Below are 25,844 nucleotides of genomic sequence, written 5' to 3'. Positions count from 1 at the left end.
ATCGGCCATAGAGGCCGCATAGATCGGGTTCCTACCGTCGAGGGCATGGATCAGAACCCCCAACTCAACCAGCCGCGACACCGTCCCGTCTTCCGTCGCAAGCCTCTCTGGATCGCCTCGACGCTCGTCGTCGGAGGGCTCGCGCTCGCGGGCTGCTCGGCCGTCGCGCAGACAGCAACCGATACGACGTCTGAGTCATCGTCGACGACCGCCTCCGCGTCGACCGCCTCGACCGCAGGGGACGCGATCATCACGGCCTCGACGGGCTCGGAGGATGCGACGACGACGCAGGAGACGATCGCCGACACGACGGCCGCGGTGGAAGCGTTCCTCGCGACGCTGTCGGACGAGCAGGTCGAGGCGGTGACGTACGACTACGACGACGAGACGAAGACGACGTCCTGGTCGAACTTCCCGGTGACGTTCGTCGAGCGCGCGGGCCTCAACCTGGCGGAGCTGACCGATGAGCAGCAGGAGGCCGCGATGGCCGTGCTCGAGGCGCTGCTGAGCGACGACGCGTACGCCACGGTGACGGCGATCATGGGCGGAGACCAGTACCTGCTGGAGAACAGCAGCACGACCGAGACGTCGCTGGGCCAGTACTACATCGCGTTCTTCGGCGACGCGTCCGACACGGACGCGTACGCGGTGCAGTTCGGCGGACACCACCTCGGCATCAACGCCGACCTGAACGGCTCGGAGAACGCGATCACCTTCGCGCCGACGCATCTCGGGGTGCAGCCGGCGGTGTACACGAACGAGGATGGCGAGGAGGTGCAGCCCTTCGACGCGATCTACACCGACGCGTTCGCCTTCTACGGCAGTCTCACGGCGGAGCAGCAGGCGACGCTGACCTCGGGCGATGTGACGTTCTGCGCTCCCGGCGACACCTGCGAGTACGAGAGCGGTGCCGGTCTCTCGGGAGCGGACCTCACGGACGAGCAGAAGGAGCTGCTGCTCGAGCTCATCGCGAACTGGGCGGGCATGGCCGACGAGGAGACCACCGAGACCGAGCTGGCCGAGATCGAGGCGACGCTCGATGAGACGGTCATCGCCTGGTCGGGCGAGACGACGTACGACATGAGCACGGGAGACGGGATCAGCTTCTCGATCTCGGGCCCGAATGTCTACCTCGCGTTCCAGGCGCAGAGCGGTTCGGCCGGTGCTGACGTGGAGGGCGTGTCAACCAGCGGGTGGGGTCACGTGCACACGATCTACCGCGATCCGTCGAACGACTACGCGAACAGCGTCGAGCAGCAGGCGGCGACCGGCGGCATGGGCGGCGGCGCACCCGGCGGAGAGATGCCGTCGGGCGAGCCGCCCGCCGACGGAGAGGCGCCCTCGGGTGCGGCAGCCGAGGGGAGCTGACCCCGCCTACTCCTTGACGAGCCACATCGTCTGATGCGACGTGATGCGGTTGACGGCGGGCAGGCGCGAGAGCTTCGGCAGGGTCTCGAGCGCGTACTGGTCCTGATCCGCGACGAGGATGCGCAGGTAGTAGTCGGGCTGCCCGAACATGCGGCGCAGCTCGAAGACCTCGGGCACGGCGCTCGCGGCGGCCTCGAAGTCCTCGATCGTCTGGCCGTCGTTGACGGCGATGTCGATCGACGCGATCACCTCGAAGCCGCGCCCCGCGGCCTTCGGGTCGAGCACGGCTCGGTACCCGCGGATGACTCCGGTCGCCTCGAGGCGCTGCACGCGGCGCAGGCACGGGGCCGGCGTGAGGCCGACGCGGCGGGCGAGCTCGAGGTTCGTCAGACGCGCGTCCGCCGTGAGCTCGCGGATGATTGCGTGGTCGATGTCATCCAGCTCGTGTTTATTGCGCATGATCTGATTATCCCGCCTGATCTCGCAAGCACTGTGCGCGCTGATTTCCTTACGATTGCGGTGTGATCACATCCGTCCGCTCCGCGCGCGCGACCGGCGACATCCGGGCCGGCGCGCGCACGGTCGCCCCGGCCTGCCTCGCGGTGATCCCGCTCGGGCTCGCGCTCGGCGTCCTCGTCGTCCAGTCGGGGCTCGACTGGTGGTGGGGGCCCGTCATCGCGGCGTTCGTGTTCGCCGGCTCGCTCGAGTTCCTCCTCGTGGGGATGATCGCGGCCGCCGCGCCGCTCGCGCAGATCGCGGTGAGCGCCCTGCTCGTGAACTTCCGTCACGTGTTCTATGCGCTCTCCTTCCCGCTGCACCGCGTGCGCGGACGCGGCGCGCGGGCCTACAGCACGTTCGCGCTCACCGACGAGGCCTATGCCCTCACCGCGACGCCGGAGTCCGCGGGCTGGAGCGGTGCGCGCATCCTCGCGATCCAGGGACTCTTCCACGGCTCCTGGGTGGCGAGCGTCGCGGCGGGCTCGGCGCTCGGCGTGCTCATCCCGCCGCAGGTCGTGGGGCTCGACTTCGCCGTGACGGCGCTGTTCGTCGTCCTGAGCATCGATGCGTACCGCATCCGGCGGTCCATCCCGGTCGCCGTGGTCGCCCTGCTCTGCGCGCTCATCGCCGCGGTCGTGACGCCGCACGACATGCTGCTCACGGCCATGGGCCTGTTCCTCGCGGCGCTCGTCGGGCGGTTCCTCATCGAGCGGAAGGGGTCGCGCCGTGGATGAGCGGTACATCGCCGCGGCGATCGCGATCTCGGGGCTCATCACGTGGGCGCTGCGCGCGGTGCCCTTCGCACTGCTGCGTCCGCTGCGCGACAGCGAGCTGCTCGCCTACGTGGGCGAGCGGATGCCGCTCGGCGTGATGGTCATCCTCGCGGTCTACACGCTGCACGACGTCCGCCCGGAGATGGCGTCGGCGCTGCCGCCCCTTGTCGCACTGGCGGTCACGGTCGCCCTGCACCTGTGGCGCGGCAACGCCGTGCTCAGCCTCTTCGCCGGCACGGTCGTGTGCACCGTGGTCGCCTCGACGCTCGCGGCCTGGGCCTGACCGCGGGGTCGGCGGCCGATAGGCTCGGTCTCCATGGCCATCGGCGCGACGATCCACACCTTCACGGTCCAGCTGGCGGACGTCGACCGCGGCGTGTACGACGAGCTCGTCCTCCGCGTCGCGCGCCATCCGTCCGAGACGGACGCCTACATGGCGACGCGGGTGCTGGCGTACTGCCTCGAGCACGCGGAGGGGATCGCGTTCGGCGAGGGAGTCTCGTCGACGGATGAGCCCGCCGTGCTCGTGCGCGATCTCACCGGCGCGATCACCGCGTGGATCGAGGTCGGCGCGCCCGACGCCGAGCGGCTCCACTTCGCGAGCAAGCTCGCCGAGCGCACCGCGGTGTACACCCACCGCGACCCCGCGAAGGTCGTCGCGGCGCTCGCGGGCAAGACGATCCACCGGGCCGACGACATCGTCGTGCACAGCTTCGACCCGGGTTTCATCGACGATCTCGTGCGCGTGCTCGAGCGGCGCAACACGATGACCGTCTCGGTCTCCGACCGGCACCTCTACGTCGACCTCAACGGGTCGAGCTTCAGCTCCGCCGTCCAGGATCACGCGATCGCCTGACGCGAAGAGCCCCGTCCCGTCCGAATCTGCTCGGACGAGACGGGGCTCGGGTGCGGTCGATGCGACGTGCCCGCCTCACGCGAACCGGCGGCGGTACACGGCCAGGGATGCGAGATACGCGACGACGAGGATCCCGATGCACCACGCGAGCGCGACCCACAGGTCGGCGCCCACAGGCTGCTCCGCGAGGAGGCTCCGGATGCTGTTCACGATCGACGTCACGGGCTGGTTCTCGGCGAACCAGCGCACGGGCCCCGGCATCGACTCCGTGGGGACGAACGCCGAGCTGATGAACGGCAGGAAGATGAGCGGGTACGAGAACGCACTCGCGCCATCCACCGTCTTGGCCGAGAGGCCCGCGATCACGGCGACCCACGTGAGCGCGAGGGTGAAGACCGTGACGATCCCGGCGACCCCGAGCCAGGCGCCGAATCCCGCGGGCGAGCGGAAGCCCATCAGCAGGGCCACGAGCACGACCACGAGCACCGACACGAGGTTCGCGAGGACCGAGGTCGCCACGTGGGCCCACAGGACGGCCGAGCGCGCGATCGGCATCGACTGGAACCGCTCGAGGATGCCGCCCTGCAGATCCATGAAGAGCCGGTACGCCGTGTAGGCGATGCCCGACGCCACGGTGATGAGCAGGATGCCCGGCAGCAGGTAGTCGACGTACGATCCCGCTCCCGTCTCGATCGCGCCGCCGAGCACGAAGACGAACAGCAGCATGAGCGCGATCGGCGTGACCACCGTCGTGATGATGGTGTCGGGGCTGCGCCCGATGTGCCGCAGCGAGCGCCCGGTGAGGACGGCCGTGTCGGCGAGGACATGCGCGGTCATGCCGCTTCTCCTTCCGTGTCGCCCACGAGCGCGAGGAACACGTCCTCGAGGCTGGGCTGCTTCTCGATGTACTCCACCTCGGCCGGCGGCAGCAGCCGCTTGAGCTCGGCGAGCGTGCCGTTCACGATGATCCGGCCGCGGTGCAGGATGGCGATGCGGTCGGCGAGCTGCTCGGCCTCGTCGAGGTACTGCGTCGTGAGCAGGACGGTCGTGCCGCCGGCCGCGAGCTCCCTGACCGTCTCCCACACCTCGATGCGCGCCTCGGGGTCGAGGCCGGTGGTCGGCTCGTCGAGGAAGATGATCGACGGATCGCCGATCAGGCTCATCGCGATGTCGAGGCGGCGGCGCATGCCGCCCGAGTACTCGCCCGCCTTGCGGTCGCCCGCGGCCGTGAGCGAGAAGCGCTCGAGCAGCTCGTCCGCGACGGCGCGCGGGTTCGGCAGGTGACGCAGTCGCGCCACGAGAACGAGGTTCTCGCGGCCCGTCAGCACCTCGTCGACCGCCGCGAACTGGCCCGTGAGGCTGATCGCCTCGCGGACCTGCCCGGCCTGCGTCGCGACGTCGAGCCCCGCGACCTGCGCACGGCCGGCGTCGGCCGCGAGCAGAGTCGAGAGGATCCTCACGAGCGTCGTCTTGCCGGCGCCGTTCGATCCGAGCAGCGCGAAGATGCTGCCGGGCGCCACCTCGAAGTCGACGCCGCGCAGGACGGCGAGGTCCTTGTAGGACTTCTCGATCCCCTGCACGCGGATGGCCGGCGCGGTCATGATCGCCCTCCCGTCGCGTCGTCGACGGCCTTCCGGAGCCGCTCGCGCTCCCGGTCGATCCACTGACGGCTCCGATACGAGCGCACGAACTCGTCCGCGAACTCGACCGGGTCGTCGCCCACGATCTCGCGCACGGCCATCCCGTCGACCGCCGCGCGCTCGAAGAGGTCGGCGAGGTCGCCGAGCATCGTGATCATCGTGTCGCCGTCGGTGATGCCGCCCTGGTACATGAGGTAGCGGTCGACCGCCTGCGCGACCGTGCGGTGCGGCTCGGGGAGCTCCTCGATCCGCGCCTTGTACTGCCGGTACTGCTTCTTCTGCTCGAGCGAGCCCGTGAGGGCTTCGATCCACTTCGCTGCCATGGTCACCTCTCCTTGTCGTCGTGGAGCTGTTCGATGCGCTCTGCGAGGAAGCTCCACGTCCTCCAGAACTCGGCAAGCTGCTCGCGCCCCTGCGGGTTGAGCGAGTACACCTTGCGCGGCGGGCCCTTCTCCGACGGGACCTTCTCGACGTCGACGAACCCCTTCTGCTCGATCCGGACGAGCAGGGCGTAGACGGTGCCCTCGACGAGGTCCGTGAACCCCTGCTCGCGCAGCCGGGCCGTGATCTCGTAGCCGTACGCGGGCCGCCCGGCCAGGAGCGCGAGCACGATGCCCTCGAGCGTGCCCTTGAGCATCTCGGTCATCTGATTGCCCATCGCTCACCTCCTCTACTCTGTGTTGCTGACTACCACTAGACGGTAACACTGAGTACCGGTACTTGGCAACACTGAATACTGAATTCTGTGGAACACGCCGTGAGCGTTCACGGAACTCTTGACCTCACCGCGCGGTGTGCCTATCGTGGTGCACGCCGTGAACGTTCACGGCCTTCGATCGAAAGGACGATGGTGACCTCTCCTCAGCTGGCTTCCGCAGACCCCTCGACGCGACCGACCACGGGCGGATGGGCGGTGCTCGGCCCCGGGCAGATCGCGCGACGGTTCCTCGGCGAGCTCTCCGAGAACGGCGGCGGCCTCGTCGCCGTCGGCAGCTCCGACAGCGGCCGTGCCCGCGCGTTCGCCGACGAGGCGGAGGAGCGCGGGGCGACGGATGTGACCGCGGGCACGTACGAGGAAGCCCTCGCCGACCCGCGTGTCGCCGCGGTCTACGTCTCCGCCGTGCACACCGCGCACCCGGCGCTCGTCGTCGCCGCGATCGACGCGGGGAAGGCCGTGCTGTGCGAGAAGCCGCTCTCGGTGAACCACGGCACGACGATGGCCCTCGTCGACGCGGCCCGCGAGGCCGGCGTGCCGCTCGTCGAGGCGTACATGTACCGGTTCCACCCGCAGACCCGCGCGGTGCTCGACCTCGTCCGGGAGGGCGCGATCGGCCGGGTCGTGCACGTCGACGCGTCGTTCGCGTTCCGCGTCCCGCAGCGCGGGGGCCGCCTCTTCGATCCGGCGGTGGCCGGCGGCGGCATCCTCGACGTCGGCGGCTACCCCGCGACGATGGTCTCCGCGATCGTCGATGCGGCCGAGGGCGCGCACGCGTCGGAGCCGGTCGACCTCTCGGCGACGGGCGACGTCGGCCCCACGGGGGTCGACGAGTGGACGGTCGCGCGCGCGACCTATCGCGGCGGCATCACCGCGACGCTCTCGGCCGGCGTCCGGGCCACCGCGCCGAACGACGTCACGATCCTCGGCGAGAAGGGGCGCATCCGCATCCCGGAGCCCTGGGTGCCCACGGGCGCGACGACGATCGAGCTCACGACCGTCGACGAGGGCGAGCGCGTCATCGAGATCGACGCGGCGCCGGCCTACGCGCTCGAGGCGCAGGCGACGCTCGCTGCCCTGCGCGACGGCGCTCTCGAGGCGGCCGAGATGACGTCGGCCGAGACCCTCGCGACCGCGCGCACCCTCGACCGCTGGCGTGCGGCCATCCGCCTGCGCTACCCCTTCGAGGCGGAGACCGCCGACATCCCGCCCGTGCGCCCGCTCGTCGTCTCGGACGCGGCGATGCGGTACGGCGAGATCCCGGGCGTCGGCAAGCGCGTCTCGCGCCTCGTCATGGGCGTCGACAACCAGCCCGACCTCGCCCACGCGTCGGCGATGTTCGACCACTACTTCGCGCAGGGAGGCAACGCGTTCGACACGGCGTACATCTACGGCGACGGCGCGCTGGAGGGGCGCCTGGGCCGGTGGATCGCGAACCGCGGGGTGCGCGAGGACGTCGTCGTCATCACGAAGGGCGGCCACACGCCGCACTGCGACCCCGAGTCGGTGTCGCGTCAGCTGCTCGAGAGCCTCGAGCGCCAGGGCACGGACTACGCCGACATCTACATGCTGCACCGCGACAATCCCGACGTGCCGGTGGGCGAGTTCGTCGACGTGCTGGACGAGCACTTCCGCGCCGGGCGCATCCGCGTGTACGGCGGCTCGAACTGGACACCCGCGCGCATCGACGAGGCGAACGCCTACGCGCGCGCGAACGGGCGCCAGGGCTTCACGGTGGTGAGCAATCACTTCGGCCTCGCCGAGGCGCTCGACGTCCCGTGGGAGGGCTGCGTGCACGCGACCGACGCCGCATCCAAGCGCTGGCTCGCCGAGCGCGGCATCCCGCTGCTGCCGTGGTCGTCGCAGGCCCGCGGGTTCTTCACGGGGCGTGCGCGGCCCGACGACCTCAGCGACCCCGAGCTCGTGCGCTGCTACTACAGCGACGAGAACTTCGAGCGGCTGCGTCGCGCCGAGCAGCTGGGCGCCGACCGGGGCGTGCCCGCCACCGCCATCGCGCTCGCGTACGTGCTCGCGCAGCCCTTCCCGACGTTCCCCCTCTTCGGCCCGCGTACGATCGAGGAGGCCCGGTCGTCGATGCGGGGCCTGTCCATCGAGCTCACGGCCGAAGAGGTGGCATGGCTGGACCTTCGCAGCTGACGGGAGCGGACGACCCCGCGCCCGCGGGGTCGTCCGCCGCCGGGCGCCGACGCGCGACGATCCTCGACGTGGCCGCTGCCGCCGGCGTCTCGCGGCAGACCGTGACGCGCGCCATGAACGACATGAGCGGCATCAGCGCCGAGACCAAGCGGCGGGTCATGGAGGCTGCGCGCGAGCTGTCGTATCGGCCGTCGCGCTTCGGCCGAGGCCTTGTGACAGGCGGCGCGCGGCAGCTGGGTCTCGTCGTGAACGACCTGCGCAACCCGTACTCTCCCGAGCTCGCGGCGGCCGTCGTGCGGCTCGCGGCGGACGAGGGATGGAACGTCATGCTCGTCGACATCGGTCTTGCGAGCGACGCGGATCGCCTCCTCGCGTCGCTGCGCGAGCAGGCGGATGTCGTCGTCGGCTATCTCGGGGAGTGGTCGACCGGGTGGGGGAGCGGCCTCGCGACGACGCCGCTCATCCAGCTGGATGCGGGCGAGACCACCGAGCACGCGGGCGTGCGGCTCGACCCCGTCGCCGCGATCGGCGATCTCGTCGCGCACCTCGTGGCGGTGGGCGTGCGGCGCCCCGTCGTGCTCGACGCCTCGGCGCCGCGCGAGCCCAGCGCGCGCGGCGCGGCGATGGCGGCGGCGTTCCGCGAGCACGGCGTGGAGGCCGAGGTCGTGCACGCGGCGTCGTCGAGCGCCGAGCACGCGTCCGCCGTCACCGCCCAGGTCGTGCGGCGGGCAGCGCCTCCCGACGCGCTTCTGGCGTTCAACGACCTGATGGCGCTCGGCGCGCTGTCGGCCTGCCGCCATGCGGGCCTCGACGTGCCGCGCGACATCCGCGTGGCGGGGGTCGACGGTCTCACGATCGGGACCCTCGTCGCCCCGACCCTCACGACGCTGGCCGTCGACTTCGACGAGGTCGCCCGCCACACCCTCGAGCTCGCCGTCGCACTCCGCGACGGCGACGCCGACGTCGATCGCTTCCGCGTCGTCCCGCATCGTCTCGTCCTGCGCGAGTCGGCGTAGCGAGGGCGGGGCCGCGGCCCCGCCCTCGCCTCAGTCGCCCTTCACGTTCACGAGCTGGCGCAGCGTGTGCCGCACCGAGACGAGATCGGCTGCGTCGGCCATCACCTGATCGATCGGCTTGTACGCCTGCGGGATCTCGTCGATGAACGCCTCGGTGTCGCGGTACTCGATGCCGGCCATCGCCTCGCGCAGCTGCTCGCGCGTGAACGTGCGGCGCGCAGCCGACCGCGAGTACTCGCGGCCGGCGCCGTGCGGCGAGGAGTTCAGCGCGAGGGCGTTCCCCTTGCCTTCGACGACGTACGACGCGGTCCCCATGGATCCCGGGATGAGCCCGGGGCGACCGGCGTCCGCCAGGATCGCTCCCTTGCGGGACACCCAGACGCGCTCGCCGAAGTGCATCTCCGACTCCGTGAAGTTGTGGTGGCAGTTGATGCGCTCGAGCTCGTCGACCTCGGCGTCGAGGAAGCGGCCGAGCTGGTTCGCGACGCGGTCCATCATCTCCTCGCGGTTGAGCAGCGCGAACCGCTGCGCCCACCGCAGCTCCCTGATGTAGCGGTCGAACTCGTCCGTTCCCTCGACGAGGTAGGCCAGGTCGATGTGCGGCAGGTCGAGCTCGTCGCGCCGGGCCAGGCTCTTGGCGACGGCGATGTGATGCTGCGCGATCCGGTTCCCGACCGCGCGTGAGCCGGAGTGCAGGAACATCCACACGGCATCCGTCTCGTCGACCGAGACCTCGATGAAGTGGTTGCCGCTGCCGAGCGATCCGAGCTGCAGCCGCCATCTCCTCGCGCGCTTCGCGGGATCGAAGCCCGCCTCGGCGGCGAGCTGCTCGAGCTCGGCCACCCGCGGCTCGGCGGTGGCGACGACCTTGCGGTTGTCGTGCCCAGCCGAGAGCGGGATGGCGCGCTCGATCTGCTCGCGGAGCTCGCGCAGATCGCGCGAGACGAGATCCGCGCGCGTGAACGGCGTGCGCACTGCGATCATCCCGCAGCCGATGTCGACGCCGACCGCGGCCGGCATGATCGCGCTGCGTGTCGGGATGACCGATCCGACGGTCGCGCCGAGCCCGAGATGCGCGTCCGGCATGAGCGCCACGTGGGGGTGGATGAACGGCATGCGCGAGGACGTGCGCGCCTGCTCGACCGTCTGCTCGTCGATCAGGCTCGCCCACGACAGCAGGCGTTCCGAGAGCCTCTCCATGATTCCTTTCCTTCGATCCGCGGGTCCTGGTCCCCGGACCTCCTCCGCGTGACGGAAAGGAGACGCCCCGGACCTGTGCGGTGCGGGGCGTGATGCGAGCGGGTGCTGCTACACGGCCGGCGCCGGAGGGGTCGACGAAGAGCGGTTCTGGGGCTTGCTGCCCAGGACCGCCTGGCGAAGCTCCCGCTGCGGGCTCATCGCGTCGTCCTCTCGACTCGCTGCGTGTGCCGGTCGGCACAGCCTTGCGACCCTACCGGCGGGCCGTGTCGGTGCGCAAGGGGCCGTCTCGGAATCGCGAACCGATGCGAACGGATGTCCGCACGCGAGTTATCCACAGATCGAGATCTTTCGGTGGAATGTCCGAGGCGGTCGGTACTCTGGAGGCATGTCGAAGACGACGTCGCCGAGCGGGTTCTCGAGCGTTCCGTGGGAGTTCACGGACGACGAGATCGCGTCGACCCGCGCGCTGTGCGGGCGCCTGGAGACCTCGCGGCGACTGCGCGCGCAGGCCGATGCGATGGAGATCGAGGCGCTTGCCGAGGCCGCACGGATCGCTCGGGTGCAGCGGGAGCGCGCGGGCGGACCCTCGTCGTACGACTTCCCGTTCCGCTCGATGGCGAGCGAGACCGCGGGCGTGCTGCACGAGGCGAAGTCGCGGATGATGACGAAGCTCGCAGACGCGGAGGTGCTGGTCGAGCGGTACCCCGCGACGGTTCAGGCGCTGGCTGAAGGCCGGATCACCGTGCGGCACGTCGACGTGATCCGGCGGGCGGGGGAGCGGCTTCCCGAAGAGCTCGACCAGGAGTACGAGGAGGCGGCGATCGGGTTCGCCGAGACCGCCTCGCCCGGCCAGTTGCGGGCCTTCGCGATCGAGCTCGCTGAGCGACTGTGCCCGACGCCGATCGCCGACCGGCATGCCGCCGCACGCGCGCGTCGACGGGTCCGCGTGGATGACCTCGAAGACGGCGTGAGCAGAGTCGAGCTGATCACCTCCACAGTCGAGGTCCACGCGGCGCGGGACCGCATCCGGAGCATGGCCCGAGCGATCGTCGCCGACAACCGCCGCGCGCGGAAGGCGGCGGAAGCGGAAGGCGGGCCGGAGGCGGCAGCGGAGGTCGACCCGCGCACGCAGTCGCAGATCGAGGCGGACCTGTGGACGGACCTGGCGCTGACGGGCCGGCCGTCCGCGCACGCGCTCCGCGAGGGCGGCGCGCTCGACGTTATCCAGGCGAACGTGCAGATCGTCATCCCCGTCGAGACGCTGGTGGGGCTCGACGACGAGGCCGCCTTCGTCGCCGGGCACGGTCCGGTCGACCCGGAGACGGCGCGGCGCCTGGCCGGACACGCGGCGGGGTGGGACCGGGTGTTCCTGCGTCCTGACACCGGAGCCCTCCTCACGGTGGACCGATACGCCCCCACCGCTGCGCAGCGCCGGTTCCTCCTCGCGCGGGACGAATCGTGCCGTGGCCCGGGGTGCGAGAACCGAGCGGCGACGGCGGATCTCGACCATACGATCCCGTATCTGCGCGGTGGGGAGACGTGCGTGGGCAATCTGGAGTGCCTGTGCGAGGGCTGTCACCTCGACAAGCACCACTCGCCGTGGACCGTCCGCCAGGTCAGCCCCGGGGTGCTCGAGTGGGTCAGCCCGATCGGGCGGACCTCGGTCGATCGCCCGAGACCCCAGGTCCGGTTCGAGTCCCTTCCGGAGCCGAGGGCGAGATCCGGCGCCGCGCCGCCGGGGGAGTGGCCGTCTCTCGAGGACGAGGTCGAGATCGATGCTGACCTCGAGGTCGACGTGCCGATCCCCGATGTGCTGCCGGACGCGCCTCCGTTCGATGAGGCCTGGCAGCAGCTGCTCTATGACGAATGGGTTGCCGAGATCGAGGCGGACGAGCTCGACCTGCTCGTCAGCGAGTCGAGCGGCGCGGTCGGGAGTGCGATCCATCCCTCGGTCTGAGCCGCGGGGCGCAGCTCGTCGGGTACGGGGAGGGTGTGCCCGAGTGCGTGGGCGCGCGCGTTGAGCGCCGCCGCGAGCGCGTCGAGTGCATCGTCGGAACGGCCGAGCAGATCGCGCTGACCATCGTCGACGTCGAGCCACGGGGCGAGGCCGAGGAGCGACTCCGCGGCCCGCATCCGCGCGTCCGGCTGGGTCTTGTAGCCAGCTGTCTGCACACCCCAGAGTCGCAGGGCCGCGGCGGGGTAGACCTCGACCAGCCTTCCCGCGCCCGAGCGGTCGATGCGCTCGCCTGCCGCCTCGAAGGCGGCGAGCAGCTCCGCGCAGTGCATGGCGGTCATCCCGAGTCGGTCCGTCGAGACGCTCAGCGGCCACCGCCCGGTCACCTCCCGCACCGCCCGATCGGTGTGACGATAGGCGAGCCGACGGCGCCAGTCACTCCCGGAGAGCGATCGCGGCGACATCTCACCGCGCTCGTGCGCGGAGACGAAGGCGACGAACTCGGCCGGCCAGCCGAATGCGCAGTCGATCGCCACGACGTCCGCCCCCTGTGCGAGCGCGACGATCTGCACGTCGTCGATTCCGACGGCGAGGCTCGTGAGCCGAGCGGAGCCATCCGTCCACTCGATCCCGGCCGCGGCCGTCCGCTGGGCCTCCGCTGCGAGGTCGACGCCGATCGTGAGCACGCCCCCACCCTATGGGCGCCAGAGCCCCCTATCGCGGCGTCGGCACGGTGAACCGCAGGACGGCGGCGAGCGGGGCGCCGTCGGTGAGATCCTCGCGCCGGACAGCCCGGACCTCGCCGCCCGACTCGAGGACGCGCGCGATGACGTCCTCGATGAGGGCCGCATCCTCGCCGTCCTCCACGACGCGGCCGAACTCGTCGAGCGTCCCGGGCAGATCGGCCGCGTGGTCGAATCGCAGCTCGGCGATCGCGGCAGCGGCCGCGGCGGCCGCGACCTCCTCGAGGCGCGACGTCGCGAGGCCCTGCGAGCGCAGCTCGCCGAAGCGCTCCTTCCACTGCTCGGTCGCGGCCCGGCGGCGATCCTCGAGAATGGCGCGAGCCTCGTCGCCGAGCCGACGATCGTCGAGCGAATCGGGATGCGCGGGGATCGCGGTCTCGAGCAGCGCATCGTGCGTGTTCTGCGCGCGGTACGCGGTTGCCAGATCGTCGGAGATCGAGAGGATGAGCGGGACGCCGCGCGGGACGATGCGGACCACCTCGTCCTGCACGGCGCGACAGAAGCGCTCGCGCTCGTTCTGATCTCCGTCGGCCCCGCGAGCGCGGTCGCGGTCGAGCTGTCCGTCGTTGTCGGCGCGCGCGAACACGAGGTCGAGGTCGTCGGGGAGGTCGAGCGGGTGCTCGACGAGCGATCCGTCGGCCTGCAGCTCGGTCAGGCGCGCGCGGTGCTTCGACAGCTGCAGCACGAAGGCGCACGGATGGTGGTCGCGCGTGCGCAGGAGCGCGCGGATCGCGAAGCGCGAGCCCACACGGACCTGATCCTGCACGGGGAACGGCAGCCGGAACGCCTCGCGCCGCTCAGGTGAGGCGAGCAGGAGGAGGGAGCGGGACTGGTGCTCCCAGAACCCGTCGTCGTCGAGCGTCTCCCGGAGTCGGCGGATCACGGCGCGCTGCTCCTCGGCCGGGATCCCGCGCTGCGCGAGACGATCGGCGACCTGGTCGATCGCATCGCGCAGCGCGATCCGCACGCGCTCATGATCCGCCGGAACCGGGGACGACTCCAGGGCGATGGTCGCGCTCGCGGGGTGACGATGCGCGAGGAGGTCGAGCAGTCGGTCGTCGTCGGGGATGTCCACGGTGAGCATGGGGCGACGATAGGCAGAGCCCCCGGGGAGGACGGGAGGGGGTTGCGGATCCGCCCGGGGCGGGTTAGGCGGCGTCGGCCCGCTTCGCCCGGCGCACGCGGATCTCGTACGCCGCGAGCAGGACGCCGATCCAGACCGGCCCGATGACGACCGCCGTGCGGTACTGCGGCGAGAACGCCATGAGCACGACGACGCCTGCGAGGAAGGCCAGGACGATCCACGGCGCGACCCGCGCGAACGGAAGCGGGAAGGCCAGCGCGGCCGCGGCATCCGGACCGATCCGCCGGCGGAACCTCATCTGCGTGATGACGATCATGCCCCAGTTGATGATCGCGGCGATGAGCGCGATCGACAGCAGGTACTGGAACGCGAACTCGGGCCACAGGAACACGACGACGACCGCGATCACGGTGACGGCCGACGACGTGAGCACTCCGGCGACGGGCGCGCCGCGGCGGGAGAGCCGGCCGAGATACGCGGGCGCGCTGCCCCGCTGCGCGAGCGAGTAGAGCATGCGCCCGTTCGAGTAGAGACCCGAGTTGTAGACCGACACGACCGCCGTGAGCACGACGAGGTTGAGGATGTGCGCGGCGCCCGGAATGCCCACGCGGTCGAAGATCTGCACGAACGGGCTCGTCTCGCCGTCGAGGAGCGACCACGGCACGACCGACATGATCACCGCGAGCGCGCCGATGTAGAAGATGAGGATCCGCAGGACGACCTGGTTCACGGCCTTCGGGATCGTGCGCTCCGGGTCTGCCGCCTCGCCCGCGGTCACGGCGACGAGCTCGGTGCCGCCAAACGAGAACGCGACGATCGCGAGCGAGGCGATGGTGCCGCCCACGCCGAGGGGGAAGAAGCCTCCGTCATCGACGAGATGCGCGAAGCTCGGCGTCGGCAGATCGGCGCTGCTGTTGATCCCGAGCACCACGACGACGACGCCGAGGACGATCATCGCGATCACGGCCGCGACCTTGATGATCGCGAACCAGAACTCGAACTCGCCGAACGCGCGCACGCCGATGAGGTTCACGCCCGTGATGAGCACGAGCACGATCGCCGCCGAGACCCACGTCGGAACGGCAGGGAGCCAGTAGTTGACGAACGATCCGACGACGGAGAGCTCGACCATCGCGACCGCGATGTAGTTGAACCAGTAGTTCCAGCCCGACACGAAGCCCGCGCGCGGGCTCCAGTTGCGGTGCGCGTAGTGGCTGAAGGCTCCCGAGACGGGCTCGTCGACCGACATCTCCCCGAGCGCGCGGATGATGAGGAAGATCACCGCGCCCACGACGAGGTACGCCAGGAGGACGGATGGCCCCGCGACGCCGATCGCGTCGGATGACCCGTAGAAGAGCCCCGTCCCGATCGCGCCGCCCAGCGCGATCATCTGGATGTGGCGGCTGCGCAGCTCGCGCTTCAGGCCGCCGTCGCCGCTGCCGACGGCGCGGGAGGCCGCGGGGATCCTTCGGGTGCTCATCCCTCCATCCTCGCGGATGCGGGCGCTCAGCCCTCGCGCGCCTGGAGTCCGACGACGACCGCGTGCACGGTGGCGGCCACGAGGGAGCGGTCGAGCGGGCGGTGCTCGAACGTGCGGTGCATGGGCCAGCCCTCGACGAGCGCGTCGAGGGCGCGCGCGACGTCGGGCGAGAAGTGGAGGGTGAGGCTGTCGCGGCTGCGCAGGAGCCACGTGCGCGCGAGCTCGGCGACGGCGGCGTTGTGATTGCCGTACGCGTACATCTCGAAGAGCAGGACCATCTCGCGCGGCACCGCGTACTCCGCGCCGCAGATGAGGTCGACGACGGCGGCCTCCGCCTCGGCAGGGCCGGCTGCCTCCTCGAGGCTGCGCCGGTAGCGCGCCGACATCTCGACGGACAGGCTCTCGAACGCCTGCTCGAGGATGTCCTCGAGGCTCGAGAAGTAGTACGTGAGCGACCCGAGCGGCACCTCGGCGCGCGCCGCGATGCGCCGATGCGTGGTCTTGTGCACCCCGACCTCGGCGATGACGTCGAGGGCGGCCTCGAGGATGCGCGACCGGCGGTCGGGGTCGTTCGGAACCTGCCTGCGGCTGCCGCTCATGCCGACCAATCTCTCATGTCCGTGGACTCGGCCCCTCCCGCGCCTGAGTGTGTACCATCGTACAAGTGACCCCTGCCATCCGTCAGCGCCGGAACGCGCTCTTCGTGATGTTCCTCCTCCCCGGAATCGGCATCTCGTCGTGGGTGACGCGGACGCCCGACGTGCAGCGGCTGCTCGGCGCGCGCATCGACGAGATGGGATTCATCCTCTTCGGGCTCTCGGTCGGATCGATGATCGGCATCCTGTCCTCGGGTGCGCTCGTCGCCCGGTTCGGGACGCGCCCCGTGATCGCCGTCGGGACGCTCTCGAGCGCGACCGGCGTGGCGGTCGTGGGGCTCGGGGCGGCCCTCGGGATCGCACCGCTCGTCGCGGTCGGGCTCGGCCTGTTCGGGCTCGGGATGGGCGGCGCCGAGGTGGCGCTGAACGTCGAGGGCGCCGAGGTCGAGCAGGCGATCGGCCGCTCCGTCATGCCGCTCATGCACGGCTTCTTCAGCCTCGGCACGGTCGTCGGGGCAGTCGCGGGCATGCTGCTCACGGCCGCGGCGTTCCCCGTCGCCGTGCATCTCGCCGTCGTCGCCGCGCTCATCGCGGTGGTGCTCGCCGCGGCCATCCGCAACGTCCCGAGCGGCATCGGCCGCCGCGCGACGCCGCGCGAGCGCGGTCGACGCGCCCCGCGCGCCGCAGTCTGGCGGGACCCCGGCCTCCTCCTCGTGAGCGGCATCATCCTCGCCCTCGCGATGGCGGAGGGGACAGCGGGCGACTGGCTGCCGATCCTCATGGTCGAGGGGCACGGCGTCGATGCGGCGCTCGGGTCGGGTGTCTATGCGATCTTCGCGGTCTCGATGACCGTCGGCCGCTTCGCCGGCGGGCGCTTCGTCGACCGCTTCGGGCGCCCGACGGTGCTCGCCGCGAGCGCGCTGCTCGGGGCGATCGGGCTCGCGGTCGTCATCTTCGTCGACAGCCAGGCGGCCGCCGCGGCCGCGGTCGTGCTGTGGGGTCTCGGCACGTCGCTGGGCTTCCCGCTCGCGCTCTCGGTCGCGGGCGACTCGGGCGAGGACACGGCCGCGCGCGTCTCGTTCGCGGCGACGATCGGCTACGTCGCGTTCCTCGTCGGACCGCCCGTGCTCGGCCTGCTCGGCGAGCACTTCGGGCTGCGCGCGGCCCTCATCGTGGTGCTCGCGCTCGTCGCGGTCGCGATCTTCCTCGCACCGGGCGCGCGCACCCCGGCCGAGCGCGAGCTCGCGCGCCGCTGAGGGCGGCTCCGCACGTCGGGTTCGCGCGCGCGCCTCGGACGCGGGATACTGGCGATCGCGCGAATGTGAGCGCGCACATCCGATGAGGGAGCGAAATGACCACGCACGCCGATGTCTCGGGCACTCAGCACATCCTGCGAGCGGGCGGATATGAGGCCGCCGTCGCGAGCGTGGGGGCCACGCTCCGCGCGCTGACCTTCGAGGGGCGCGACCTCGTCGTGCCGTTCCGCGCGGACGAGGTGCGTCCGGCGTATCGCGGCACGACGCTCGCGCCGTGGCCGAACCGCGTGGTCGACGGGCGCTACCGCTTCGACGGCGTCGAGTACCAGCTCGCCCTCACGGAGCCGTCGCGCGGCCACGCGCTGCACGGGCTCCTCTCCTGGGCCGGCTTCCGCATCGTCGAGGAGAGCGGCGCCCACGTGACGCTCGCCGCGACGATCGAGCCGCAGGAGGCGTACCCGTGGCGCGTCACGGTCACCACGACCTACGCGCTCGACCCCGACTTCGGTCTCACGCAGACCGTCTCGGCGGTCAACGAGAGCGCTGCGCGCGCCCCGTTCGGCACGGGCCCGCACCCGTATCTCGTCGGCGGCGCCGGCGCGGTCGACGACTGGATGCTCTCCCTCCCGGCCGACACCGTGCTGAACGTCACGGAGGACCGGCTGTCGCCGACGGGGCTCGCCCCCGTGACCGACGATGCCGAGCGCTTCGACTTCCGCGACGCGCGCCGCATCGGCGCCGTCGAGATCGACCACGCCTACACGGGCCTCGCGCGGCAGGGGGCGCTGGCCGTCGTCTCGCTGACGGATGGCGACGGCTCGGGCGTGCGGATGTCCTGGGACGAGCGCTGCCCGTGGGTGCAGATCCACACCGCCGACCTGCCCGGCCGCGGCGCGGGCCACCGCGCCGGTCTCGCGGTCGAGCCGATGACGTGCCCGCCCGACGCCTTCAACTCGGGCACGGACCTCGTCCTCCTCGAGCCGGGAGCGCCCGTCGAGGTCGCGTCCTGGACGATCGCCGCGATCTGAGCTCCGCGCTCAGTCGTCCTCGCCCTCGGCCTGCGAGGGATGCCCGAACTCGATCGGATCGCTCGACGACTCGATCTCGTCGGGGTCCTCGCCCTCGGCCTGGGAGGGGTGACGGTGCTCGGGGTCCGAGGGACGTGAGGGCTGGTCGGGGAACGTGCTCATGTCGCACCTCTCTCTTCGGATGAGGCCAGTCTCCCGCGCGGCGCGCCCGTTCGGAAGGCCTTGACAGCGCAGCGCCCCCTCCGTCGATGGAGGGGGCGCTGCCGCGCGTCGTCGCGGGAGGTGCGGGGGAGGATCAGTCGTCCTCGCCCTCCGCCTGCGACGGGTGGCGGTCGAACCACGCCGGAACCGCGGCGAAGTCGAAGGCGTCGGTGTCGTACTCGAGGGCCGGAGCGTTCATGGTGTTCTCCTTCTGTCGGCGATCTGGGGGCGGTCGGTGCCGCGTCGAGTCCAGGATGCGCCCCCCGCAAGGGGTGCGGGAGAAGAAACTTCGCGAAGAAAACGCCGTTCTTTAGAGTTTGCGCAAGATGAGGCGCCGCTCGGCGCCGGAACCGTGCGTAGGAAAGCGCTTGCCGCTCACCCGTCCCAGCGGCGCAGCAGAGCGGCGATCGCCTGGCCGCCGCCGATGCAGAGCGTGACGACCGCGAACTCGAGGTCGCGGCGGCGCAGATCGAGAGCCGCGCGCACCGCGAGGATGGCTCCGGTCGCGCCGACGGGATGGCCCAGGGCGATCGCGCCGCCGTAGGGGTTCGTCCGGGCGGGGTCGAGGCCGGCGTCGCGGATGACCGCGACGGCCTGCGCGGCGAACGCCTCGTTCACCTCGAAGACGTCGACGTCCTGCGGCGCGAGCCCCGTCCGCTCGAACAGGCGGGCCAGCGCGATGACGGGCGCGTACCCCATGAGGCCGGGCTCGATGCCCGCGGTCGCGACCGCTTCGATCGTCGCGAGCGCGTCGAGCCCGCGCGCGCGGACATCCGATGCGCGCAGGAGCACGGTCGCGGCCGCGCCGTCGTTGATCCCGGAGGCGTTGCCGGCCGTGACCGTGCCGCCCTCCTGGAAGGCGGGCCGCAGGCGCGAGAGCGCCTCGAGGGTCGTGTCGGGGCGCGGATGCTCGTCCTGCGACACCTCGACCGGCGTGCGCCCGGCCGTCGTCACGGGCACGATCTCCTCCGCGAAGGCCGTGCGCGCGGCGTCGCTCGCGGCTCGCCGCTGGCTCTCGAGCGCGAACGCGTCCTGCTCGGCCCGGGACACGCCGTACCGCTCGGCGACGGTCTCGGCCGTCGTGCCCATGTGGCGGCCGCTGAACGGGTCGGTGAGGATCGCGAGGGTCCCGTCGCGCAGGGCGCGGTCGCCGAAGCGCGCGTTGCCGCGGGCGTCGTCGACGAGGAAGGGCGTGCGCGACATGCTCTCGTCGCCGCCCGCGACGACGACGTCGACGTCGCCCCAGAGGAGCTCCTGCGCGCCCGACCAGATCGCCTGCAGGCCCGAGCCGCACAGCCGGTTCACGGTGAGGGCGGGCACGCTCGGGGCGAGCCCGGCCGCGAGCGCGACGCGGCGCGCGTTGTAGGCGTCGGCTCCGTACTGCGCGACGCAGCCCATCACGACCTCGCCGACCTCCGCGCCGTCGACGGCGGCGCGGCGCAGCGTCTCGCGGACCGCGGCGGCGCCGAGCAGATGCGCGTCGGTGTCGCGGAACGCTCCCGCGAACGACCCCACGGGCGTGCGCGCTCCCGATACGATCGCGACCTTCTCGGACATCCGGACCTCCTCGTCCTGGCGTCGGCCGGTGTCAGGCCGACTCCTCCGCGCGCTCGGCGATCTCGCGGTCGATCTCGTCGGGCTCGTAGCCGGGCACCCCGCGCTGGGCGGGGCCGGTGTACGCCGAGAGCGGGCGGATGAGCGCGTTCGACGCGGCCTGCTCCATGATGTGCGCGGTCCACCCCGTCACGCGCGCCGCGACGAAGAGCGGCGTGAAGGTCAGCGTGTCGAAGCCGATGAGGCTGTACGCCGGGCCCGACGGGTAGTCGAGGTTGGGGTAGATGCCCTTGCGGTTCACGAACTCGGTCTCGAGCGCCGTGTAGAGCTCGAGCACCTCGGGCCGGTCGTAGTGCGCGACGAGCGACTCGAGCGCGGCGCGCATGGTCGGAACGCGCGAGTCGCCGCGCTTGTACACGCGGTGCCCGAAGCCCATGATCTTGCGCTTCTGCGCGAGCGCGTCGTCGAGCCACGGCACGACGTTCGACGCCTCGCCGATCTCGTCGAAGATGTCGAGCACGGCCTCGTTCGCGCCGCCGTGCAGCGGGCCCTTGAGCGCGCCGATGGCCGCCGTGACCGCGGAGTACAGGTCGCTGAGCGTCGACGTCACGACCCGCGCGGTGAACGTCGAGGCGTTGAAGGAGTGCTCGGCGTACAGGATCATCGAGCGGTTGAACGCGTCGACGACGACGGGGTGCGGTTCCTCGCCGAAGGTCATCCACAGGAGGTTCGCCGCGTAGTCGAGGTCGTCGCGCGGAGGGATGGCCTCGAGCCCGCGGCGGCGGCGCTGGCCGTACGCGACGATCGCGGGGAGGGCCGCGAAGAGGCGCAGGCTGCGGTCGAGGTTCTGCTCGGCCGTGCCGCCCGAGGCCACGGCGCTGAGGCCGCCGAGCTCGGCGGCGCCGAGGGCGCTCACCGCGGTGCGGACCTCGTCCATGGGGTGCGCGGCCGTCGGGACGAGGTCGATGACGGCCTTGACCTCGGGCGCGAGCGCGCGATGGCGCCGCTCCTCGGCCCGCAGGGTCGCGAGCTCGTCGTCGGTCGGCAGCTCGCCGTGCCACAGCAGGTGGGCGACCGCCTCGAACGGCTGCGTCGCGGCGAGCTCCTGCACGGGGTAGCCGCGGTAGAGCAGGCTGTTCGTCTCGGGGTCGACCTTCGACACGGCCGTCTCGTCGACGACGACGCCCACGAGCCCCTTCTTGATGTCCGTCATGTTCGCGCTCCTGTCACTTCTCGATCGTGAAGTCGTAGACGCCGGCGTCGAACCGGCTGTATCCGGAGTAGTCGATGAGCTCGTAGAGGTCGGCGCGGTGCTGCATCGCGCCGACCTGGGCGTCGAGGCTGCCGTCCGCGTTCAGGGTGTCGAGGGCGCGCTCGGCCGCGCCCATGGCCATCCGCAGCAGCGAGACGGGCCAGATGACCATCCGCACGCCCGCGTCGCGCAGCTGGTCGACGGTGAACAGGTCGCTCTTTCCGAACTCGGTCATGTTCGCGAGCACCGGCACGTCGAGGGCCGACGCGACCGCCTCGAACTCGCGGAGGTCCTTCATCGCCTCGGGGAAGATCGCGTCCGCACCCGCGTCGACGAGGGCCTTCGCGCGGTCGATCGCGGCGTCGAGGCCGGCGATCGCGCGGATGTCGGTGCGCGCCATGATGAGGAGGTTCCCGTCGCGGCGGGCATCGGCGGCGGCGCGGATGCGCTGGGTCGCGGTCGAGAGGTCGACGACCTCCTTGCCGTCGAGGTGGCCGCACCGCTTGGGGTTCACCTGGTCCTCGATGTGGAGGCCCGCGACGCCCGCGTCCTCGAGGGTCTGGACGGTGCGCGCGACGTTCATCGGCTCGCCGAAGCCCGTGTCGGCGTCGACGATCGCGGGCAGCTCGGTCATCCGCGCGATCTGACCCGCGCGCTGCGCGACCTCGGTCAGCGTCGTGAGCCCGATGTCGGGCAGCCCGAGATCGGCCGACAGCACGGCGCCCGAGATGTACACGCCGTCGAACCCCTTGCGCTCGATGAGACGCGCGGAGAGCGGGTTGAAGGCGCCGGGGAAGCGGAGCAGCTCGCCCGACGCGAGCCGCTCGCGGAGCAGGCGGCGCTTCTCGTGCGCCGGCGTCTGCGCGTACAGCATCAGAAGAGTCCCTTCGGCAGGGCGACGGCCTCGAGCACGCCCGCGCGCGCGACGATCGTGAGCTGGGCGACCTCGGCGGGGGTGAGCTCGGGCAGGCGCTGCGCGAGGTCGAGGAACCGCTCGATCTCGATGTCGTCGAGCACGGGCTCCGCGAGCGTGCGGAACTTGCGCACGTAGTCCGCACGCGCGAACGGACGTGCTCCGAGCGGGTGCGCGTCGGCGACCGCGATCTCGTCGACGACGGTCGTGCCGTCCGCGAGGACGATCTCGACCCGCCCGCCGAACGCCTTCTCGTCGGGATCCTCGGAGTGGTAGCGGCGGGTCCACTCCGGGTCCTCGGTCGTGGTGATCTTGCGCCAGAGCGCGACGGTGTCGCCGCGCGCGGCCCGCTCGGGCGCATACGAGTCGACGTGGTGCCACCCGCCGTCCTGCAGCGCGACGGCGAAGATGTAGGGGATCGAGTGGTCGAGCGTCTCGCGCGACGCCGTCGGGTCGTACTTCTGCGGGTCGCCCGAGCCCGAGCCGATGACGACGTGCGTGTGGTGCGACGTGTGCAGCACGATCGAGCGGATGTTCTCGGGATCGCGCAGCTCGGGGCGGGCGGAGCCGAGGCGTCGCGCGAGGTCGATCCACGCCTGCGCCTGGTATTCGGCCGAGTGCTCCTTCGTGTACGAGTCGAGGATGGCGCGCTTCGGCTCCCCGGGCGCGGGCAGGGGCACCTCGTAGCGGCCCTCTGGTCCGTCGAGGAGCCATGCGATCACGCCGTCCTCGCCCTCGTAGATGGGGGAGGGCGAGGTCTGCCCGCGCATGGCGCGGTCGACCGCCTCGACGGCCATCTTCCCGGCGAAGGCGGGCGCATGCGCCTTCCACGTCGAGATCTCGCCCTTGCGGGACTGCCGCGTGGCAGTCGTCGTGTGGAGCGCCTGCGACACGGCCTGGAAGACGACCTCGGGCGCGAGGCCGAGCAGCGTCCCGATGCCCGCGGCGGCCGACGGCCCGAGGTGCGCGACGTGGTCGATCTTGTGCTTGTGGAGGCTGATCGCGCGCACGAGGTCCATCTGGATCTCGTAGCCGGTCGCGATCCCGCGGACGAGCGCGTGGCCGTCCGCGCCGACATGCTGAGCGACCGCGACGAGCGGCGGGATGTTGTCGCCGGGGTGCGAGTACTCGGCCGCGAGGAACGTGTCGTGGTAGTCGAGCTCGCGCACCGCGACGCCGTTCGCCCACGCCGCCCACTCGGGGCTCGTGTGCTCGTCGAGCGCGCAGCCGAACACGGTCGCGCCCGCTCCGCCGCGCGAGACCGGGTGGTCGAGCGCCTGGGCGCGGGCCGCGACGACGGGGCCGCGCGTGAGCGATGCCGCAGCGACCGCGGCGTTGTCGATCACGCGGTTGATCACCATGTCGACGACGTCGTCCTCGACCTCCACGGGGTCCGCGGCGACCTCGGCGATCCGCCAGGCCAGCTGCTGCTCGCGGGGGAGCGGCTCCTCGCTGCGGTACGTGCGGACGGGGTGGATGACGGTCATCGGCAGGCCTCCGTGGTCGTGAAGCGGATGTCTCCAGGGTGCCACGGCGCGGGGCGACCGGGCGCGGGGGCCGCGATCACCGCGGGGGCATGCGGATCGCGCCGTCGAGGCGGATCGTCTCGCCGTTGATCATGGCGTTCTCGACGATGTGCGCAGCGAGCGCCGCGAACTCCTCGGGGCGCCCGAGGCGCGCCGGGTGCGGCACAGCGGCGGCGAGCGACGCGCGCACCTCGTCGGGCAGCGACGCGAGCATGGGCGTGTCGAACGTGCCGGGGGCGATGGTCGCGACGCGGATGAGCTTCGACGCGAGATCGCGCGCGGCGACGAGGGTCATGCCGGCGACGCCCGCCTTCGACGCCGTGTAGGGGATCTGGCCGATCTGCCCCTCGAACGCCGCGACCGACGCGGTGAGCACGCACACGCCGCGTTCGCCGTCCTGCGGCTCGTTGCGGGCCATCCGCGCGGCCGCGAGGCGGAGCACGTTGAACGTGCCCACGAGGTTCACGCGCACGACCTGCTCGAACGCCTCGAGCGATCCGGGCGAGCCGTCGCGCTCGACCAGCCGGACGGGCGTGATGCGCCCGGCGCAGTGCACGAGCGCGCGCAGGGGGCCGCGGGTCTCGGCGGCGTCGAGGGCGGCGTCCACCTGGGCGGCGTCGACGACATCGGCCGGCGCGAACGTGCCGCCGATCTCCGCTGCCGCCGCCTCTCCGGGAGCGCCAGGAAGGTCGACGACGACGACGTGCGCCCCCGCCTGCGCGAGACGCCGCGCGGTCGCGAGACCGAGCCCCGACGCGCCTCCCGTCACCACCGCCGATGCGCCAGCGAGCTCCATCGCCCCACCCCGCTCTGTCTCGTCCGAGCGCGTGCCGCGCCGTCGTCTGTCTGGCTCGACGCTACCGGCGAAGCGCGCGGGCGGGAAGAGCGGGCCGGATGTCCGTGGCAGGATGGCCGGGGCCGCGTCGCCGAGGACGCGGGAGGGAGGAAGCCGATGGACGCCGTGCTGCTCGAGGTCGCCGATGCCGTCGCGACGATCACGCTGAACCGGCCGGAGCGGCTGAACGTGCTCGACATCGGGATCGCCGAGGCGCTCGCGGACGCCGCGCAGCGCGCCGCCGCCTCCGACGCCGAGATCGTCGTGGTCACCGGCACGGGCCGCGCGTTCACCGCGGGCGGAGACGTGCAGGCGATGGCCGCGTCCGACGACCGCTCCGCCTTCATGCTCGACCTCGTCGGGGCGGCCAACCGCGCGATGACGGCGCTGCGGGCGGTGCGGCAGCCCGTGGTCGCGCGCGTGAACGGCATCGTCGCGGGCGCCGGGATCGGCATCATGCTCGCCGCCGACGTCGCGGTCGCCGTCGACACGGCCACGTTCACGCCGGCGTACGGCGCGATCGGCCTCGTGCCCGACTGCGGCGCGACCGCTCTGCTGTCACGCGCCATCGGGGAGCGGCGTGCGCGCGACCTCCTCCTCACCGGTCGCCGGATCGACGCCGCGACGGCGCTCGAGTGGGGGCTCCTCACGCGGGTCGTGTCCCCCGAGGAGCTCGACGGATCCGTCGCCGACGTGCTCTCGGCCATCCGGAGCGCGGGTCCGACCGCGCCGTCCGCGACGAAGGAGCTCCTCGATCTCGACGGATCGTACGCCGACGCGCTGGCCGCGGAGCGCGCGGCGATCGCGCGCGAGGCCGCGACGCCGTTCGCCGCCGCGCGCCTGGAGGCGTTCGCCCGACGCGGCTAGCACCGTCGGGGAAGCCCTGTCAATCGGATGGAAGCCCGCGGCCCCGCGGATCTACCGTTCGAGCACCGACGGAAGGAGCTGTCATGGCCGACGAACTGCCTCCCATCCGGGAGTGGTGGTCGCACCTCGCGGCCGAGGCGAAGGAGTTCCTCCTGGAGTACCCGGCGGCGCCGCTGGTCGGCACCGTCCGGCAGGAGGTCTCGAACGCATCGGGCGTGCTGGTCGAGGACGGGACGAAGCTCAGCGATGAGGACGTCCAGTTCATCCGCAGCGAGGCGGGCGCCGCAGCCTGACGGCAGCGCTCGCCTGAGGAGGCGCCCGGCGGCCGAGGC

At 71.9% G+C, this 25,844-nt stretch carries 27 protein-coding genes; 11 read left to right on the top strand and 16 right to left on the bottom strand.

The features are described from left to right. Positions 1-45: 45 nt before the first annotated feature. Positions 46-1,368, top strand: a complete 1,323-nt coding sequence (locus GC092_RS13135) for a DUF3500 domain-containing protein (protein WP_324012455.1) — start codon at positions 46-48, stop codon at positions 1,366-1,368. 6 nt (positions 1,369-1,374) lie between these two features. Here the strand turns inward: GC092_RS13135 and GC092_RS13130 are convergent, their stop codons facing one another. After that, positions 1,375-1,827 carry an Lrp/AsnC family transcriptional regulator gene (locus tag GC092_RS13130; RefSeq protein WP_282978961.1) on the bottom strand — a complete coding sequence of 151 codons (453 nt, stop codon included), beginning with the start codon at positions 1,825-1,827 and terminating at the stop codon, positions 1,375-1,377. Between the two features lie 62 nt (positions 1,828-1,889). Between GC092_RS13130 and GC092_RS13125 the strand changes: the two genes are divergently transcribed. From GC092_RS13125 to GC092_RS13115, 3 genes are read left to right on the top strand one after another with little or no spacing between them, the layout of a single operon-like run. Continuing rightward, complete coding sequence (locus GC092_RS13125) at positions 1,890-2,600, top strand: AzlC family ABC transporter permease (protein ID WP_324012452.1); 711 nt, start codon at positions 1,890-1,892, stop codon at positions 2,598-2,600. Further along, positions 2,593-2,922 (top strand): branched-chain amino acid transport AzlD family protein, encoded by a 330-nt coding sequence (locus GC092_RS13120; RefSeq protein WP_324012447.1) that lies wholly within the window; start codon positions 2,593-2,595, stop codon positions 2,920-2,922. The genes GC092_RS13125 and GC092_RS13120 overlap by 8 nt, the downstream gene beginning before the upstream one ends. 33 nt (positions 2,923-2,955) lie before the next feature. Next, on the top strand, positions 2,956-3,495 hold the full coding sequence (locus GC092_RS13115) for a YaeQ family protein (RefSeq protein ID WP_324012446.1): 540 nt from the start codon (positions 2,956-2,958) through the stop codon (positions 3,493-3,495). Positions 3,496-3,570: 75 nt separating this feature from the next. Here the strand turns inward: GC092_RS13115 and GC092_RS13110 are convergent, their stop codons facing one another. Genes GC092_RS13110 through GC092_RS13095 form a run of 4 tightly spaced genes read right to left on the bottom strand, consistent with a single transcriptional unit; the run spans position 3,571 to position 5,793 of the window. Continuing rightward, positions 3,571-4,332 carry an ABC transporter permease gene (locus GC092_RS13110; RefSeq protein WP_324012445.1) on the bottom strand — a complete coding sequence of 254 codons (762 nt, stop codon included), beginning with the start codon at positions 4,330-4,332 and terminating at the stop codon, positions 3,571-3,573. Then, positions 4,329-5,096, bottom strand: coding sequence for an ABC transporter ATP-binding protein (locus GC092_RS13105; protein ID WP_271173097.1), 768 nt, complete (start codon positions 5,094-5,096; stop codon positions 4,329-4,331). Before GC092_RS13105 ends, GC092_RS13110 begins: the two co-directional genes overlap by 4 nt. After that, positions 5,093-5,458 carry a DUF1048 domain-containing protein gene (locus GC092_RS13100; RefSeq protein WP_324012444.1) on the bottom strand — a complete coding sequence of 122 codons (366 nt, stop codon included), beginning with the start codon at positions 5,456-5,458 and terminating at the stop codon, positions 5,093-5,095. The genes GC092_RS13105 and GC092_RS13100 overlap by 4 nt, the downstream gene beginning before the upstream one ends. A gap of 2 nt (positions 5,459-5,460) precedes the next feature. Beyond that, positions 5,461-5,793 (bottom strand): PadR family transcriptional regulator, encoded by a 333-nt coding sequence (locus GC092_RS13095; RefSeq protein ID WP_324012442.1) that lies wholly within the window; start codon positions 5,791-5,793, stop codon positions 5,461-5,463. 192 nt (positions 5,794-5,985) lie between these two features. On the opposite strand from GC092_RS13095, the gene GC092_RS13090 reads away from it, so the two are divergent. Both GC092_RS13090 and GC092_RS13085 read left to right on the top strand, forming a co-directional pair. Next, complete coding sequence (locus tag GC092_RS13090; protein WP_324012441.1) at positions 5,986-8,007, top strand: aldo/keto reductase; 2,022 nt, start codon at positions 5,986-5,988, stop codon at positions 8,005-8,007. After that, positions 7,986-9,023, top strand: coding sequence for a LacI family DNA-binding transcriptional regulator (locus GC092_RS13085; RefSeq protein WP_324012440.1), 1,038 nt, complete (start codon positions 7,986-7,988; stop codon positions 9,021-9,023). The genes GC092_RS13090 and GC092_RS13085 overlap by 22 nt, the downstream gene beginning before the upstream one ends. Positions 9,024-9,053: 30 nt before the next feature. Here GC092_RS13085 and GC092_RS13080 read toward each other — a convergent pair whose 3' ends face one another. Continuing rightward, positions 9,054-10,223: an RtcB family protein gene (locus GC092_RS13080; RefSeq protein ID WP_324012439.1), complete on the bottom strand. Its 1,170-nt coding sequence runs from the start codon at positions 10,221-10,223 to the stop codon at positions 9,054-9,056. Positions 10,224-10,608: 385 nt separating this feature from the next. Here GC092_RS13080 and GC092_RS13075 point away from each other — a divergent pair, with 385 nt between their 5' ends. After that, entirely contained in the window at positions 10,609-12,180 is a 1,572-nt protein-coding gene (locus GC092_RS13075; RefSeq protein WP_324012437.1) for an HNH endonuclease signature motif containing protein, read from the top strand. On the opposite strand, the gene GC092_RS13070 is transcribed toward GC092_RS13075, so the two are convergent. The 4 genes from GC092_RS13070 to GC092_RS13055 form a co-directional block, all read right to left on the bottom strand. Continuing rightward, positions 12,081-12,863 (bottom strand): DUF429 domain-containing protein, encoded by a 783-nt coding sequence (locus GC092_RS13070; protein WP_324012436.1) that lies wholly within the window; start codon positions 12,861-12,863, stop codon positions 12,081-12,083. The two genes, GC092_RS13075 and GC092_RS13070, sit on opposite strands and share 100 nt — an antisense overlap. 28 nt (positions 12,864-12,891) lie before the next feature. Then, a complete protein-coding gene (locus GC092_RS13065) occupies positions 12,892-14,004 on the bottom strand; it encodes a baeRF11 domain-containing protein (RefSeq protein WP_324012435.1) in 1,113 nt (370 codons plus the stop codon). A 64-nt stretch (positions 14,005-14,068) separates the two neighbouring features. After that, positions 14,069-15,484, bottom strand: a complete 1,416-nt coding sequence (locus tag GC092_RS13060; RefSeq protein WP_324012433.1) for an amino acid permease — start codon at positions 15,482-15,484, stop codon at positions 14,069-14,071. 26 nt (positions 15,485-15,510) lie between these two features. Then, positions 15,511-16,083 carry a TetR/AcrR family transcriptional regulator gene (locus GC092_RS13055; RefSeq protein ID WP_282978941.1) on the bottom strand — a complete coding sequence of 191 codons (573 nt, stop codon included), beginning with the start codon at positions 16,081-16,083 and terminating at the stop codon, positions 15,511-15,513. A gap of 65 nt (positions 16,084-16,148) precedes the next feature. On the opposite strand from GC092_RS13055, the gene GC092_RS13050 reads away from it, so the two are divergent. Further along, positions 16,149-17,336, top strand: a complete 1,188-nt coding sequence (locus GC092_RS13050; RefSeq protein ID WP_271173087.1) for an MFS transporter — start codon at positions 16,149-16,151, stop codon at positions 17,334-17,336. Between the two features lie 95 nt (positions 17,337-17,431). After that, positions 17,432-18,364, top strand: a complete 933-nt coding sequence (locus tag GC092_RS13045) for an aldose 1-epimerase family protein (RefSeq protein WP_324012431.1) — start codon at positions 17,432-17,434, stop codon at positions 18,362-18,364. Between the two features lie 9 nt (positions 18,365-18,373). Here GC092_RS13045 and GC092_RS13040 read toward each other — a convergent pair whose 3' ends face one another. The 6 genes from GC092_RS13040 to GC092_RS13015 form a co-directional block, all read right to left on the bottom strand. After that, entirely contained in the window at positions 18,374-18,526 is a 153-nt protein-coding gene (locus tag GC092_RS13040; RefSeq protein WP_271173085.1) for a hypothetical protein, read from the bottom strand. A gap of 414 nt (positions 18,527-18,940) precedes the next feature. After that, complete coding sequence (locus GC092_RS13035; protein WP_324012429.1) at positions 18,941-20,122, bottom strand: thiolase family protein; 1,182 nt, start codon at positions 20,120-20,122, stop codon at positions 18,941-18,943. A gap of 31 nt (positions 20,123-20,153) precedes the next feature. After that, on the bottom strand, positions 20,154-21,332 hold the full coding sequence (locus tag GC092_RS13030) for a bifunctional 2-methylcitrate synthase/citrate synthase (protein ID WP_324012428.1): 1,179 nt from the start codon (positions 21,330-21,332) through the stop codon (positions 20,154-20,156). A 13-nt stretch (positions 21,333-21,345) separates the two neighbouring features. Beyond that, complete coding sequence (prpB, locus tag GC092_RS13025; protein WP_324012426.1) at positions 21,346-22,245, bottom strand: methylisocitrate lyase; 900 nt, start codon at positions 22,243-22,245, stop codon at positions 21,346-21,348. Further along, positions 22,245-23,771: an MmgE/PrpD family protein gene (locus tag GC092_RS13020; protein ID WP_324012424.1), complete on the bottom strand. Its 1,527-nt coding sequence runs from the start codon at positions 23,769-23,771 to the stop codon at positions 22,245-22,247. Before GC092_RS13020 ends, prpB begins: the two co-directional genes overlap by 1 nt. A 76-nt stretch (positions 23,772-23,847) precedes the next feature. Then, a complete protein-coding gene (locus tag GC092_RS13015; RefSeq protein ID WP_324012423.1) occupies positions 23,848-24,606 on the bottom strand; it encodes an SDR family NAD(P)-dependent oxidoreductase in 759 nt (252 codons plus the stop codon). Between the two features lie 156 nt (positions 24,607-24,762). Between GC092_RS13015 and GC092_RS13010 the strand changes: the two genes are divergently transcribed. Both GC092_RS13010 and GC092_RS13005 read left to right on the top strand, forming a co-directional pair. Further along, on the top strand, positions 24,763-25,512 hold the full coding sequence (locus GC092_RS13010; protein WP_324012421.1) for an enoyl-CoA hydratase/isomerase family protein: 750 nt from the start codon (positions 24,763-24,765) through the stop codon (positions 25,510-25,512). 83 nt (positions 25,513-25,595) lie between these two features. Further along, positions 25,596-25,805: a hypothetical protein gene (locus tag GC092_RS13005; RefSeq protein ID WP_271174728.1), complete on the top strand. Its 210-nt coding sequence runs from the start codon at positions 25,596-25,598 to the stop codon at positions 25,803-25,805. Positions 25,806-25,844: the final 39 nt, after the last annotated feature.

This window comes from Microbacterium sp. JZ37 (assembly GCF_035188445.1).
Classification (GTDB): domain Bacteria; phylum Actinomycetota; class Actinomycetes; order Actinomycetales; family Microbacteriaceae; genus Microbacterium; species Microbacterium barkeri.
The sequence above is the reverse complement of the archived record's forward strand: the minus strand, read 5'-3'. Positions and strand labels throughout refer to the sequence as shown.